The following is a 14,504-nucleotide window of genomic DNA, read 5'->3' on the forward strand; positions in this document are numbered from 1 at the left end:
CCCCGCCCCTTCCCACAACTGGGGCTCTGCCCCAGACCCCGGGGTCTGGGGCAGAGCCCCGGTTCCGGGGTCTGGGGCAGAACCCCGTCCGGGGTCTGGGGCAAAGCCCCATCCGGGGTCTGGGGCAAAGCCCCCGCCCGGGGTCTGAGGCAAAGCCCCGCCCGGGACCCGAGGCAAACCCCCCGCCCGGGGTCTGGGGCAGAGCCCCGCCCGGGACCCGAGGCAAACCCCCCGCCCGGGGTCTGGGGCAGAGCCCCGGTTTCGGGGTCTGGGGCAGAACCCCGTCCGGGGTCTGGGGCAAAGCCCCCGGGCCCCGGGGCAGAGCCTCGGACCGGGGTCTGGGGCTCCGCCCCAGGTTCGGGAAGGGGCGGGGAGGGGAAAGGTCCGGCGGACAGCGCTACGCGCCCGCGCGGACCAGCCCCGTCTCGTAGGCGATCACCACCAGCTGGGCGCGGTCGCGGGCGCTCAGCTTGGCCATCGCGCGGTTGACATGCGTCTTGACCGTGAGCGGGCTGACCTCCAGCCGGGCGGCGATCTCGTCGTTGGACAGCCCGCCGCCCACCTGGACGAGGACCTCGCGCTCGCGCACGGTCAGGGCGTCCAGCCGTGAGGAGTCATAGGCGTCCTCGCCGCCGCTCCCGTCGCCCTGGGCCAGGAAGCGGGCGATCAGCCCCTTGGTGGCGGCCGGGGACAGCAGCGCCTCGCCCGCCGCCGCGATACGGATCGCCGCGAGCAGCTCATCGGGTTCGGCGCCCTTGCCGAGGAAGCCGCTGGCGCCCGCCCGTAGCGAGTCCACCACGTACTCGTCCACCTCGAAGGTCGTCAGCATGACCACCCGTACGTCCTTGAGCTGCGGGTCCTCGGTGATCATGCGGGTGGCGGCCAGCCCGTCCGTACCGGGCATCCGGATGTCCATCAGGACGACGTCGGCGCCCCGGGCACGGGCGATCTCCACCGCCTCCGCGCCGTCGGACGCCTCCCCCACCACCTCCATGTCCGGCTCGGAGTCCACCAGGACACGGAACGCGCTGCGCAGCAGCGCCTGATCGTCCGCCAGCAGCACCCTGATCGTCATGAGTCCCCTCCCCTACGCGGCTGCAGAGGAAGTCTCACCCGCACCCGGAAGCCGCCTTCGGGCAAGGGTCCCACCTCGCAGCTGCCGCGCAGTGCGGCCACCCGCTCACGCATCCCCAGCAGGCCGTGTCCGCCGCCGGGCTCCGTCCCGTCCGCCCGGGGTTCCCCGGACCCGTCCGCGCCGTCCGGCGCCTCCTCGGGGCCCTCGGTCCGCGTCCCCGCCCCGTCGTCCTCGACCGTGACCTCCAGGGCGTCCGCGAGCCGGGCGATGCGGATCTCGGCGGTGGCCCCGGGCCCGGCGTGCTTGTGCACATTGGTCAGCGCCTCCTGGACCACGCGGTAGGCCGTGAGGTCCACCGAGCCCGGCAGCGGACCCAGCTTCTCCGGTGGCTCCGCCCGGACCCGGGCCCGCATCCCGGCCCGTACGAAGCCGTCCACGAGCTGGTCCAGGACGGCGAGGCCGGGGGCCGGTTCGGTGGGGGCGGCGGGGTCGCCGTACTGCCGCAGCAGGCCGACCGTGGCGCGCAGCTCCTCCAGCGCCGAGCGGCTCGCCTGCCGTACGTGTGCGAGCGCCTCCTTGGCCTGGTCCGGGCGGTTGTCCATGACATGGGAGGCGACCCCGGCCTGGACGTTGACCAGCGCGATGTGATGCGCCACGACATCGTGCAGCTCACGGGCGATCCGCAGCCGCTCCTCGGCGACCCGGCGGCGCGCCTCCTCCTCGCGGGTGCGCTCGGCGCGTACCGCCCGCTCCTCGATGGCGGCGATATAGGCGCGCCGGCTGCGCACCGCGTCACCGGCGGCCGCGGCCAGCCCGGTCCAGGCGAAGAGGCCCCAGTTCTCCTGTGAGTACCAGGGGTTGAGCGCGAAGAGCATTCCGGCGCCGGTGAGCAGCACGGCCGTGGCGGCGCCGACCCGCCAGGTGGTGGGGCGGTCGGTGCTGGCCGCCACGGTGTAGAGCGCCACCACGACCCCGAACACGATCGAGGTGCGCGGCGGGCCCACGTCATTGGTGACGAGCTCGGCGAGGGTGAGGGCGACATTGAAGGCGAGCACCCCGCGCGGCAGATCGCGGCGGAGCACCAGCGAGGCGGCGGCGAGCACGGCCAGCAGCACGAAGAAGGCGCCCAGCGACTGGTGGCGCATGCGCGGGCCGGCCACCGCGCCGATCAGGATCAGCGCGAGGACCCCCAGCGCCACCACCGTGTCCAGGGCACGGGGGTGGGCGCACAGCCAGCGGTGCGGACGGGCCAGGCCCGGCCCGACGGCGAGGGGAGTCACGGAATCCAACAGTAAGGGCCGCGGGGGGCCGCCCGGCTTCTGGGCGGCCCGTACCCGGCCGGTGAAGGGAGGTACGACCTGTGCTCAGTGCTGGAGTGTGGATCCGGGAGCGCGCCGCACTAGCCCGGGATGAGGCCGTCGTCCTTGAGCATCGCCTTGACTTCCTCGAGGGTCGCGCCGGCGGCGGGGAGGATCAGCTCGGACGGCTGGAGCGCGTCGTCGGGCAGGGGCTCACCGGCCGAGCGCACCGCGTCCAGCAGCGCGCCCAGGGTCCTCCGGAAGCCCTCGTGATCGCCGCCCTCGATCTCCGCGAGCAGCTCGTCGTCCAGCCTGTTCAGTCCGGGCAGATGGCTCTCGGCCACCCGCACCTGGCCCTCCCCCATGATCCGTACGATCATGACGACCTCCTGACCTCGCCCAGGCGGGGGCGCGGGCTACTGCTTGTCGAACTTGTGCTGGGTCCGGGACTGCTGGGACTCGTCCTTGCCGCCCTCGATCGCCTGCTGTGGGCTGCCGCCGGCCAGCTCGGCCTTCATCCGCTGAAGCTCCAGCTCCACGTCCGTACCGCCGGAGATCCGGTCGAGCTCGGCCGCGATGTCGTCCTTGGTGGCCATACCGGACTGGTCGTCCAGGGCGCCGGAGGCCAGCAGCTCGTCGATCGCGCCCGCGCGCGCCTGGAGCTGCGCCGTCTTGTCCTCGGCGCGCTGGATCGCCATGCCGACGTCGCCCATCTCCTCGGAGATGCCGGAGAACGCCTCGCCGATGCGGGTCTGGGCCTGGGCCGCGGTGTAGGTGGCCTTGATGGTCTCCTTGCGCGTACGGAAGGCGTCGACCTTGGCCTGCAGCCGCTGGGCGGCCAGGGTCAGCTTCTCCTCCTCGCCCTGGAGCGTCTGGTGCTGGGTCTCCAGGTCGGTTACCTGCTGCTGCAGCGCGGCGCGGCGGGACAGCGCCTCGCGGGCCAGGTCCTCCCGGCCGAGCGCGAGCGCCTTGCGGCCCTGGTCCTCCAGCTTGGTGGACTGGCCCTGCAGCTGGTTGAGCTGAAGCTCCAGGCGCTTGCGCGAGGTCGCCACGTCGGCGACACCGCGGCGCACCTTCTGGAGCAGCTCCAGCTGCTTCTGGTACGAGTAGTCAAGGGTTTCGCGCGGGTCCTCGGCCCGGTCCAGGGCCTTGTTGGCTTTCGCGCGGAAGATCATCCCCATACGCTTCATGACACCGCTCATGGGCCTCGCGCGCCCCCTTCTGACGGACGTGTGACTCCGGCACTCCAACAGACCCAGCCTACGGGCCCTGCTTCCATTACCGCACTGTTCGAGCCCGCTCGTGCTCCTCCTGCAGGACGATCAGACGGTGGGAGCCTCCGGCGCAAGGAGGAGTGCGCCCCCTGTGTCCCGATTAGGGCGGGACTCCGTTGCCTGATCGTTCCCCCAGAGGCTGGGGCACCCACCCCGCAACCCGTACCCTTGGGCTTTGTGTTCCGAAGCCGTTCCAAGGATGAGCAGGCCGCTACCGCCAAGGTGACCGCGGACCAGCCGCAGCAGACCCGTGACCCACAGGCGCCCAAGGGCCGCCCCACTCCCAAGCGGAGCGAGGCCCAGACGCAGCGCCGCAGCCTGGCGAAGACGCCGGCCAACCGCAAGGACGCCTCCAAGCGTGCGCGCGAGGCCCGCCGAGCCGATCTGGCCAAGCAGCGTCAGGCGCTGGCCGGGGGTGACGAGCGGTATCTGCCGGCCCGCGACAAGGGTCCGGTGCGGCGGTTCGCCCGTGACTACGTGGACTCGCGGTTCTCCGTCGCCGAGTACTTCCTGCCGCTCGCGGTGGTCATCCTGGTCCTGAGCATGATCCGGGCCGGGGCCATGCAGAGCTATGTGCTGCTGGTGTGGATGGTGGTCATCGTCCTCATCGTGGTCAACTCCCTCGTCCTCGGGGTCCAGCTCAAGCGGCAGCTGCGCAAGCGCTTCCCCGACGAGAATCTCCGCGGCGCGGTGGCGTACGCCCTGATGCGCACCCTCCAGATGCGCCGACTGCGGCTGCCCAAGCCGCAGGTCAAGCGCGGAGAGCGGCCCTGAGCGGCCCACCCTCCGGCTTCACCGGCGGAGCGGCCGGCTGGCTGAGCCACCTAGGGGGCCTGCGGAACACCGTCCGGCAGGCGCTGGTCGCCCACCAGCTCGATGAGCAGATCACCGCACGCTTCCCGGTGGGGCAGCGGCTGCGGATGCTCGACGTGGGCGTCGGCCAGGGCACCCAGGCGCTGCGGCTGGCCCGCGCGGGCCATGAGGTCACCGGGCTGGAGTCCGACGCCACCATGCTGGAGGCGGCCCGCGCCGCGCTCGCCGACGAGCCCGAGGGCATCCGAAGACGTGTGCGGCTGCTCGAGGGCGACGGCCGGGAGACCGGGGCACACTTCCTGCCGGGCACCTTCGATGTGGTGCTGTGCCACGGCGTGCTGATGTACGTGCCCGAACCGGATCCGCTGCTCGCCGGGCTGGCCCGGGTGCTGGCCCCCGGCGGTCTGCTCTCGCTGCTGGTGCGCAACGGTGACGCGCTGGCGATGCGGCCGGGGCTGGCCGGGGATTTCGACACCGCGCTGGCCGCCTTCGACTCCCCCTCGTACACCAACCGGATCGGGCTGGCGGTGCGCGCCGACCGGCGCGAGGAGCTTGCCGAGACCCTCACCGCGATCGGGGCGCCCCTGCGCGCCTGGTACGGCGTGCGGGTCTTCACCGACCTCGCCCCGGACGACGCGGAGCCGCCGGGCTCCCCGGAGTGGGAGCGGCTGCTGACGGCCGAGGAGCGGGCCGGCCGCACGGATCCCTATCGGGCGGTGGCGGCGCTGCTGCATCTGTGCGGGGTACGCGGCTGATCCGGGGCCGCGGGATGGGGTGGCGGTCAGGACCGCCACCCCGCGCTTTTGCCCATTCGGCGGGCAGGTTTGCTTATTCGGCGCGCAGGCTCATCGGGCCGTAGATCTTCTTCCCGTCCTCGAAGAGCGTCACCTGCTCCGCGCCTCCCTCGAGGAGTTCCCGCCACTCCTCACCGATCCACGACTCCGCGTCCCCCTGGGTCGGGAACTCCTCCGGCTGCACCGCGGGCTTCGTCTCCGCCCCGTCGGACTTCTCGAACCGCCATGTCCACGCCATTCCAGCCTCCTCCATCCCGCCGGCCCACAGGTAATACCCGGCGGTCCACAGCTGATGTCTGCCCGCAGCCTAGGTGACTGATCACTCCGTACGGGGTGGCCCCGCGCGACCCGTGGGAACGGACGCGAGACGATCGGGGCGTGGAACTCACTCTTCTGGGCACCGGGGCCCCCGACGGGCTGCCGCGCCACGGCTGCCCCTGCGCCGCCTGTGCCGCCGCCGTCGGCGAGGAGGCACGGGCCGCCACCTCGCTGCTGATCGACGGCGCGCTGCTGATCGATCTCACCCCGGGGGCCGCCTTCGCCGCCGCGCGGGCCGGGTACTCGCTGGTGGGCGTCCGCCAGGTGCTGCTCTCCCATCCGCACGCGGGTCCGGCCGTCGAGTTCCCGGCCGGGCTGCCGGCGCCGGGGCGGGTGCCGGACGGCCGCACGCTGTCCCTGATCAGCGGCCACCGGGTGCGGGCGGTCGCGCTGGACTCCCCCGGTACCGGCTACGAGGTCACCGGGCCCGACAGCACCCGGCTGCTGTACCTCCCGCCGGGCGCGGCCGCCGCCGGGCTCCCGGACCCGGCCGAGCCGTACGACATGGTGCTGCTCGACGTTCCGGGCCGCCCCGACGCGCTGGCCGCCCTGCGCTCCTCGGGCGCCGTGGGCGCCACCACCGACGTGCTGGCGGTCCATCTCGACCACGCCACCCCGCCCGGCCGGGAGCTGCACCGCCGCCTCGCCACGGCGGGCGCGCGGGCGGTGCCGGACGGGCAGACGCTGATCGTCGGCGAGTACCACGCGGTGCCGGACCTGCCGCGCCGCACGCTGGTGCTGGGCGGCGCCCGGTCCGGCAAGTCCCTCGAGGCGGAACGGCGGCTGGCCGCGTTCCCCGACGTCCTGTACGTCGCGACGGGCGGCACCCGCGAGGACGACCCCGAGTGGGCCGCCCGCGTCGCCGCCCACCGCGACCGCCGCCCCGGCTCCTGGCGCACCACCGAGACCTGCGACCTGCCCCCGCTGCTCGCCGAGGACGGCCCACCGCTGCTCATCGACTGCCTGGCGCTGTGGCTCACCGACGCGATGGACTCCGTGAGCGCCTGGGACGACGAGAAGTGGGCACACGGCGGCGAACGCGCCCTCCACGAACGGGTCTCCGCCCTCGTCGCGGCGGTCCGCGCCACGACCCGTACGGTCGTCGCGGTGAGCAACGAGGTCGGCGCGGGCGTCGTCCCCGCGACCGCCTCCGGGCGCCGTTTCCGCGATGAACTGGGCCGTCTGAACGCGGCGTTCGCCGAGGAGTGCGAGCAGGTGCTGTTGGTGGTGGCGGGTCAGCCCTTGCCGCTGCGCGGCTGACGCCACGGTCCCCGCGCCCCACCGGCCCGGCGCCCGGCGACGCTGCCCGCGCCCCCTCCTGCCTCGCCGCTCAATTGCGCCGAAGGCGCGAGACGGCGGCGCGGGCAGCCGAGCCGAGTAGGCCGACGCGGGCTCCGGCCTGTGCCCGCGCGGGGCCCGCACGCGGCCCGCGCCGGGCTCAACGGACGGACGCCGTACCGGTTCCCGGAGCGCCCGGTAGGGTTCGCCAGGTGAGTGCTCTCAATCTCGATGACTTCGTCGACCTGATCGAGCGCCCCGACGGGGGCATCCGGCGTGACGCCGAGGAGCGCCGCGAGCGGCTCGCGTTGCCGCCGGGTGCGCTCGGGCGCCTGGACGAACTGGGCGAGTGGCTGGCCGCCGCTCAGCAGCGGGTGCCGGTCAAGCCCATCGAGCAGCCCCGCGTCGTCCTCTTCGCGGGCGACCACGGCGTCTCCGAACTCGGCGTCTCCGCCCGCCCCGCCGGGAGCGCCCACCGTCTGGTCCGCGCCGTGCTCGACGGCGAGAGCCCGGCCGCCATCCTCGCCGCCCGTCTCGGCACGCCCGTCCGGGTCATCGATATGGCCCTGGACTGCGACCCCGAGGACCTCCCCGAAGACGTCACCCGCCACCGGGTACGCCGCGGGTCCGGCCGGATCGACGTCGAGGACGCGCTCACCCTGGACGAGGCCGAGCGGGCCTTCCGCACCGGGATGGCCATCGCCGACGAGGAGGCCGACTCCGGCACGGACCTTCTCGTCCTCGGCGACCTCAGCGTCGGCGGCACCACTGCCGCGGCCACGCTCATCGCCGCGCTGTGCGGTACGGACGCGTCCGTGGTCACCGGCCGCGGCGGGGCCGCCATCGACGACCTCGCCTGGATGCGCAAGTGCGCCGCCATCCGCGACGGGCTGCGCCGCGCCCGCCCCGTGCTCGGCGATCAGCTCCAGCTGCTGGCCACCGTCGGCGGTGCCGACCTCGCCGCGATCACCGGCTTCCTGCTGCAGAGCGCCGTACGGCGCACCCCGGTGATCCTCGACGGCGTCGTCTCGGCGGCCTGCGCGCTGGTCGCCCAGCGGGTGGCGTTCCGCGCCCCGGACTGGTGGCTGGCCGGTCAGGCCAGCGGCGAACCGGGCCAGGAGAAGGCCCTCGACCGCATCGCCCTCACCCCGCTGCTCGACCACGGCGTCACGGTCGGCGAGGGCACGGGCGCGCTCCTCGCCCTGCCGCTCGTGCAGGCGGCCGCGGCCCTGCACGCGGAACTCCCGGAGCGCGACGGCTAAGCGCTCCGCTGGAAGTGCCCTGACCTGCCGTCGATCGTCCGCGGCACCGTCGTGGCTGGTCGCGCAGTTCCCCGCGCCCCTTCGGGGCGCCACCGAACCGTAGCCGACTTCCGCCGATCCGCTTAGGGCGGGCCCTACGGGGTGCCCGCCGCGTGGCAGGGGCTTCACCCTTGGACCCCGGGGTCTGAGGCGGAGCCCCCCACGCGGCGGCGCCGCATATCGTCAGGTGTCGGGAAGGGGCGGGGAGGGGGAGGCATCGATAGCGGCTCCGCCACGTGGCCCGCCGCAGGCGCCACGACCCGCCGGACACCTCTCAGCCGAAGGTCAGGACCACCAGGGCGGTCGTGGCGGCCGTTTCCGCCAGCGCGCCGAAGACATCGCCGGTCACCCCGCCGAAACGGCGGTGGCAGTGGTGCAGGAGGAGTTCGGCGGCCGCCAGAGCGGCCAGTGCGGCGAAGGCGTGACCGACAACGGCGTACGGGCCGAACGGAACGGCCACCGCCGCGCAGCCCACCACCGTCAACGCCGCCACGACACCGGCGGAACGCCACGGCACGCTGCCCGCGACCGCCGCGCCCAGCCCCTCCGGGCGCGCCGCCGGAACGCCCACGCGGGCCGCGAGCGTCAGGGCGCAGCGCGCGGTGACACCGGCCACGGCCGCCCCGACCGCGCCGTGCGCCCAGTCCTCCCCGTAGAGCTCGGCCAGGGCCGCCACCTGCCCGAACAGGACGAACAGCAGCGTGATCACGCCGAACGGCCCGATGTCCGACCGCTTCATGATGCGCAGCGCGTCCTCGGCGGGCTTGCCGCTGCCGAGCCCGTCCGCGGTGTCGGCGAGCCCGTCGAGGTGGAGGCCGCGGGTCAGTACGGCGGGTATCGCGGCGGTGGCCACGGCCGCGAGCAGCGGACCGCCGCCCAGGAACAGCAACACCCCGCCCACCGCGGCCGCGCACAGCCCCACGGCCAGCCCGGCCAGCGGAGCGCACAGCATCCCCGCGTGCGCCGCCTCCCGGTCCCACCGGGTGCCCCGTACGGGCAGCACCGTGAGCGTGCCGAACGCGAAGCGGACCCCGTCGCTCCAGGGGGCACGCGGAGCGTGCGCGGGCGGCGGGTCGTAGTCGGGCCGCGGCGGATGCTCCGGCCGCTCGGACTGCTGCTGCTCCGCGCCCTCAGGAGGCTCGGAGGGCTCAGAGGGCTCGCAGCTCTCCGGCCGCTCGGGTTCGGGCTCGGCCTCCGGCGGGCGTGCGGACGGCTGCGATTGCGGCTGCGGCGGCTCCGGCGTGGTGTCCATCGCGCGGAAGGCTATCCCGGTCACCCGTAGCGGGTAAGCCCCAGGGCGCGCCCCTGTTGAGCCCTGAGTGCCAAGGCACGCCCGGTGCTTGGCACTTCCGGTCGCGGGCACCTCCCGGCGGTAGCCGGGGGAGAACCGAGCCCAAATGGGGCCTAGGCATACGATGCGGAGGGGCGCGGCCTACCAATCCATGACGGCCGACGAACTACCGGAAGAGGGACCCGACCACTGTGACTGCTCTGACTCTCAGCACCTCGTCCGCCGCGGCACTGCGCGCGGACGCCGTCGTCGTCGGTGTGGCGAAGGGGGCCAAGGGCCCCGTCGTCGCTGTCGGCGCCGAGGCCGTGGACAAGGCGTTCGGCGGGAAGCTGGCCGCCGTTCTGGAGACGCTCGGCGCGACCGGCGCCGAGGGCGAGGTGACCAAACTGCCCGCCGCGTCCGGCCTCAAGGCCCCGGTCGTGCTGGCGGTCGGGCTGGGCGAGGTCCCGGCCAAGGGCGACGGCTATGACGCCGAGACGCTGCGCCGGGCCGCGGGCGCGGCCGCCCGCGCGCTGACCGGTTCGAAGAAGGGCGCGTTCGCGCTGCCGATCGAGGGCCCGGCCGACGCCGCCGCCGTGGCCGAGGGCGCGCTGCTCGGCGCGTACACGTACGACAAGAGCAACGGCAACGGCGGCAACGCCAAGGACAAGGACAAGAAGAACAACGGGCCGCTCGCCGAGGTCGCCCTCGTCGGCGGCAAGCCGCGCGACAAGGCGTACAAGGCGGCCGTAGAGCGCGCCACCGCCCTCGTCGCGGAGGTCAACCGCGCCCGTGACCTGATCAACACCCCGTCCAACCTGCTCAACCCGGCCGTCTTCGCGGCCGAGGCGGTCGCGGCCGCGAAGGAGCACGGCCTCAAGACCGAGGTGCTGGACGAGAAGGCGCTCAAGAAGGGCGGGTACGGCGGCATCCTCGGCGTCGGCCAGGGCTCGGAGGCCCCGCCGCGGCTGGTCCGGATCGCGTACACCCACCCCAAGGCCGAGAAGACGCTCGCCCTGGTGGGCAAGGGCATCACCTACGACTCGGGCGGCATCTCCCTCAAGCCGGCCGGTCACAACGAGACGATGAAGTGCGACATGAGCGGTGCCGCCGCCGTGTTCGCCGCGGTCGTCACCGCCGCCAAGCTGGGCCTGCGGGTCAATCTGACCGGCTGGCTGGCGCTCGCCGAGAACATGCCGTCGGGTTCGGCCACCCGCCCCGGCGATGTGCTGTCGATGTACGGCGGCAAGACCGTCGAGGTGCTGAACACCGACGCCGAGGGCCGGCTGGTGCTCGCCGACGCGATCACCCGCGCCGGTGAGGAGAAGCCGGACGCGATCGTGGACGTGGCGACGCTGACCGGTGCGATGGTCCTCGCGCTGGGCAACCGCACGTTCGGGATCATGACGAACGACGAGGCGTTCCGCACCACGCTCCACGAGGTCGCGGGCGAGGTCGGTGAGCCGTCCTGGCCGATGCCGCTGCCCGACCACCTCCGCAAGGGCATCGACTCGCCGGTCGCCGATCTGGCGAACATGGGCGAGCGCATGGGTGGCGGTCTGGTGGCCGGCATCTTCCTGAAGGAGTTCGTGGCGGACGGGATCACCTGGGGCCACCTGGACATCGCGGGTCCGGCCTTCAACGAGTCCGGTCCGTTCGGCTACACCCCCAAGGGCGGCACGGGCGCCGCGGTCCGCACTCTGGTGCGGCTGGCCGAGCGCACCGCCGACGGCGACCTCGGCTGAGCCGAGGCCCCAAAGCCCTGAGGCCCCAAAGCCCCGAGGCCCCCGAGGCCGCGAACGCCAGGTGACCCCCTAGCTCCGGCCAGGAGACCCTGGCCCCGCGACACAGCGACATGTCGCGGCAACACTTCGCGACCGTATGAGACGCCGCCGCCATAGGCCGAAAGTCCCGTCGATTTCGCCCTCAACGAAATCGACGGGGCTTCGCGTTCCGGATACGCAGCGGTAACCCCTGAACTGGGGTGTGGAGATTTCTCACACAGCGGCCCCGCGTCCCGCCCCCTCCCAACAAGTGCGAAGATGTTGTCCCGGCAGGACAGGGCCACCGACACCAGGGCCGAAGTAAGAAGCGGCCGAACACACGCCGCCGCCCGGCCGACCAAGGCCGGCCCCGGCGCACCATGCATGGAGGACGTGACGTGGCGAACGACGCCAGCACCGTTTTCGACCTAGTGATCCTCGGAGGCGGTAGCGGCGGTTACGCCGCTGCCCTGCGCGCGGCGCAGCTGGGTCTGGACGTCGCCCTGATCGAGAAGGACAAGCTGGGCGGCACCTGTCTGCACCGTGGCTGTATCCCCACCAAGGCGCTGCTGCACGCCGGTGAGCTCGCCGACCAGGCCCGCGAGGGCTCGGAATTCGGTGTGAAGACCACCTTCGAGGGCATCGACATCGAGGGTGTGCACAAGTACAAGGACGGCGTGGTCTCGGGCCTCTACAAGGGTCTGCAGGGCCTCATCGCCTCCCGCAAGGTCACCTATGTGACGGGTGAGGGCCGGCTGTCCTCCCCGACCTCCGTCGATGTGAACGGCGAGCGTTACACCGGCCGCCACATCCTGCTGGCCACCGGTTCGGTGCCGAAGTCCCTGCCCGGCCTGGAGATCGACGGCAACCGCGTCATCTCCTCCGACCACGCGCTGGTGCTCGACCGCGTGCCGAAGTCCGCGATCGTGCTGGGCGGCGGTGTCATCGGCGTCGAGTTCGCCTCCGCGTGGAAGTCCTTCGGGGCCGATATCACCATCGTCGAGGCGCTTCCCCACCTCGTCCCGGTCGAGGACGAGAACAGCTCCAAGCTGCTGGAGCGCGCCTTCCGCAAGCGCGGCATCAACTTCTCCCTCGGCTCCCGCTTCTCGGGCGTGGAGTACACCGCCGACGGCGTCAAGGTCTCGCTGGAGAACGGCAAGACCTTCGAGGCCGAGCTGCTGCTGGTGGCCGTCGGCCGCGGCCCGGTCTCGCAGGGGCTCGGCTACGAGGAGGCCGGGGTCAACATGGACCGCGGCTATGTCCTCGTCGACGAGTACATGCGGACCAACGTGCCGACCATCTCCGCCGTCGGCGACCTGGTCCCCACCCTCCAGCTGGCCCACGTCGGCTTCGCCGAGGGCATGCTGGTGGCCGAGCGGCTGGCGGGCCAGAACCCCGTTCCGATCGACTACGACGGTGTGCCGCGGGTGACCTACTGCCACCCCGAGGTCGCCTCCGTCGGCATCACCGAGGCCAAGGCCAAGGAGCTGTACGGAGCGGACAAGGTCGTCGCCCTGAAGTACAACCTCGCGGGCAACGGCAAGAGCAAGATCCTCAAGACCGCGGGCGAGATCAAGCTCGTGCAGGTACGGGACGGTGCCGTCGTCGGCGTCCACATGGTCGGTGACCGGATGGGCGAGCAGGTCGGCGAGGCTCAGCTGATCTACAACTGGGAGGCGCTGCCGGCCGAGGTCGCGCAGCTCGTCCACGCCCACCCGACCCAGAACGAGGCGCTCGGCGAGGCCCACCTGGCCCTGGCCGGCAAGCCGCTGCACTCCCACGACTGACTCATCCCGAGCGCGAACCATCCAAAGATCGTTAAGGAGCAACCGAACACCATGGCGGTTTCCGTAACCCTGCCGGCGCTCGGCGAGAGCGTGACCGAGGGCACCGTCACCCGCTGGCTCAAGGCCGAAGGTGAGCGCGTCGAGGCCGACGAGCCCCTGCTCGAGGTGTCGACCGACAAGGTCGACACCGAGATCCCGGCCCCGGTCGCGGGCACCCTGCTGGAGATCCTGGTCGGCGAGGACGAGACCGCCGAGGTCGGCGCCAAGCTGGCCGTGATCGGTGCCGCCGGTGCCGCTCCGGCCGCCGCGCCCGCCAAGGCCCCGGCCGCCCCCGCCCCGGCTCCCGAGCCGGTCCAGGAGGCCCCGGCGCCCGCCCCGGCCCCGCAGGCCCCGAGCGCCCCGGCGCCGCAGGCCGTCACCCCGGAGCCGGTCGCCCCCGAGCCGGCCCCGGCCGCTCCGGCGCCCGCCCCGGCTCCGGCCGCCACCATCCCGGCTCCCGCGGCCCCCGAGGCCGAGGGCGCCTACGTCACCCCGCTGGTGCGCAAGCTCGCCGCCGAGAACAACGTGGCCCTGTCCACGGTCAAGGGCACCGGCGTCGGCGGCCGCATCCGCAAGCAGGACGTCATCGCCGCCGCGGAGGCCGCCAAGGCCGCCAAGGCCCAGGCGCCGGCCGCCGCCGCGCCGAAGGCCGCCCCGCAGGAGGTGTCCCCGCTGCGCGGCCAGACCATCAAGATGCCGCGGATGCGCAAGGTCATCGGCGACAACATGATGAAGGCCCTGCACAGCCAGGCCCAGCTGACCAGCGTGGTCGAGGTGGACGTCACCAAGGTCATGCGGCTGCGCGCCCGGGCCAAGGAGGCGTTCGCCCAGCGTGAGGGCGTCAAGCTCTCGCCGATGCCGTTCTTCGTGAAGGCCGCCGTCCAGGCGCTGAAGGCCCACCCGGCCATCAACGCCCGGATCAACGAGGACGACAACACCATCACGTACTTCGACGTGGAGAACGTCGGTATCGCGGTGGACGCCGAGAAGGGCCTGATGACCCCGGTCATCAAGAACGCCGGCGACCTCAACATCGCCGGTCTGTCCAAGAAGACGGCGGAGCTGGCGGGCAAGGTCCGCTCCAACAAGATCACCCCGGACGAGGTGTCCGGCGCCACCTTCACGATCAGCAACACCGGCTCGCGCGGTGCGCTGTTCGACACGATCATCGTGCCCCCGAACCAGGTCGCCATCCTGGGCATCGGCGCGACCGTCAAGCGTCCGGTGGTCATCAACCACCCGGAGCTGGGCGAGACCATCGCGGTGCGCGACATGACGTACGTGGCGCTCTCCTACGACCACCGCCTGGTGGACGGTGCCGACGCGGCCCGCTACCTGACGGCCGTCAAGGAGATCCTGGAGGCCGGCGAGTTCGAGGTGGACCTCGGGCTCTGATCCGCACCTCGGTTTCCCTGCCGCGCCCCCCCCCCGCGGGCGCCCGGGCGGGGGGGGGTGTATTTTCCGCCCCCGCGCCACAAGTGGCGCGGGCCCCGC

Annotated in this window: 13 protein-coding genes; 7 read left to right on the forward strand and 6 right to left on the reverse strand. The window is 73.1% G+C overall.

From position 1 onward, the window contains the following. Positions 1-397: 397 nt before the first annotated feature. The 4 genes from ACFXB5_RS44670 to ACFXB5_RS44685 all read right to left on the reverse strand — a co-directional run bounded on the left by ACFXB5_RS44670 (position 398) and on the right by ACFXB5_RS44685 (position 3,575). Positions 398-1,075 (reverse strand): response regulator, encoded by a 678-nt coding sequence (locus tag ACFXB5_RS44670; RefSeq protein WP_385219573.1) that lies wholly within the window; start codon positions 1,073-1,075, stop codon positions 398-400. After that, positions 1,072-2,364: a sensor histidine kinase gene (locus ACFXB5_RS44675; protein WP_385219575.1), complete on the reverse strand. Its 1,293-nt coding sequence runs from the start codon at positions 2,362-2,364 to the stop codon at positions 1,072-1,074. Before ACFXB5_RS44675 ends, ACFXB5_RS44670 begins: the two co-directional genes overlap by 4 nt. 110 nt (positions 2,365-2,474) lie before the next feature. Next, on the reverse strand, positions 2,475-2,753 hold the full coding sequence (locus ACFXB5_RS44680; protein WP_385219576.1) for a hypothetical protein: 279 nt from the start codon (positions 2,751-2,753) through the stop codon (positions 2,475-2,477). 36 nt (positions 2,754-2,789) lie between these two features. Then, complete coding sequence (locus ACFXB5_RS44685) at positions 2,790-3,575, reverse strand: PspA/IM30 family protein (RefSeq protein ID WP_385219578.1); 786 nt, start codon at positions 3,573-3,575, stop codon at positions 2,790-2,792. Positions 3,576-3,824: 249 nt separating this feature from the next. On the opposite strand from ACFXB5_RS44685, the gene ACFXB5_RS44690 reads away from it, so the two are divergent. Then, entirely contained in the window at positions 3,825-4,421 is a 597-nt protein-coding gene (locus ACFXB5_RS44690; protein ID WP_385219580.1) for a DUF3043 domain-containing protein, read from the forward strand. Positions 4,422-4,480: 59 nt separating this feature from the next. Beyond that, positions 4,481-5,215: a class I SAM-dependent methyltransferase gene (locus ACFXB5_RS44695; RefSeq protein ID WP_385219598.1), complete on the forward strand. Its 735-nt coding sequence runs from the start codon at positions 4,481-4,483 to the stop codon at positions 5,213-5,215. A gap of 73 nt (positions 5,216-5,288) precedes the next feature. On the opposite strand, the gene ACFXB5_RS44700 is transcribed toward ACFXB5_RS44695, so the two are convergent. Then, complete coding sequence (locus ACFXB5_RS44700; protein ID WP_020871990.1) at positions 5,289-5,492, reverse strand: hypothetical protein; 204 nt, start codon at positions 5,490-5,492, stop codon at positions 5,289-5,291. 140 nt (positions 5,493-5,632) lie between these two features. Between ACFXB5_RS44700 and ACFXB5_RS44705 the strand changes: the two genes are divergently transcribed. Continuing rightward, complete coding sequence (locus ACFXB5_RS44705; protein WP_385219582.1) at positions 5,633-6,832, forward strand: bifunctional adenosylcobinamide kinase/adenosylcobinamide-phosphate guanylyltransferase; 1,200 nt, start codon at positions 5,633-5,635, stop codon at positions 6,830-6,832. Positions 6,833-7,062: 230 nt separating this feature from the next. Next, the gene (gene cobT, locus ACFXB5_RS44710; protein ID WP_385219584.1) at positions 7,063-8,112 is read left to right on the forward strand and encodes a nicotinate-nucleotide--dimethylbenzimidazole phosphoribosyltransferase; all 1,050 of its coding nucleotides are present in this window, start codon (positions 7,063-7,065) and stop codon (positions 8,110-8,112) included. A 313-nt stretch (positions 8,113-8,425) separates the two neighbouring features. Here cobT and ACFXB5_RS44715 read toward each other — a convergent pair whose 3' ends face one another. Next, positions 8,426-9,403 carry an adenosylcobinamide-GDP ribazoletransferase gene (locus tag ACFXB5_RS44715; protein WP_385219586.1) on the reverse strand — a complete coding sequence of 326 codons (978 nt, stop codon included), beginning with the start codon at positions 9,401-9,403 and terminating at the stop codon, positions 8,426-8,428. A 230-nt stretch (positions 9,404-9,633) separates the two neighbouring features. Between ACFXB5_RS44715 and ACFXB5_RS44720 the strand changes: the two genes are divergently transcribed. From ACFXB5_RS44720 to sucB, 3 genes are all read left to right on the forward strand, one after another. Beyond that, the gene (locus tag ACFXB5_RS44720) at positions 9,634-11,166 is read left to right on the forward strand and encodes a leucyl aminopeptidase (protein ID WP_385219588.1); all 1,533 of its coding nucleotides are present in this window, start codon (positions 9,634-9,636) and stop codon (positions 11,164-11,166) included. A gap of 416 nt (positions 11,167-11,582) precedes the next feature. Continuing rightward, positions 11,583-12,971, forward strand: coding sequence for a dihydrolipoyl dehydrogenase (gene lpdA, locus ACFXB5_RS44725; RefSeq protein ID WP_385219590.1), 1,389 nt, complete (start codon positions 11,583-11,585; stop codon positions 12,969-12,971). A gap of 51 nt (positions 12,972-13,022) precedes the next feature. Beyond that, positions 13,023-14,405, forward strand: coding sequence for a 2-oxoglutarate dehydrogenase, E2 component, dihydrolipoamide succinyltransferase (gene sucB / locus ACFXB5_RS44730; protein WP_385219592.1), 1,383 nt, complete (start codon positions 13,023-13,025; stop codon positions 14,403-14,405). The last annotated feature ends 99 nt before the right edge of the window (positions 14,406-14,504 follow it).

The organism is Streptomyces sp. NPDC059455 (assembly GCF_042750115.1).
GTDB lineage: Bacteria > Actinomycetota > Actinomycetes > Streptomycetales > Streptomycetaceae > Streptomyces > Streptomyces endocoffeicus.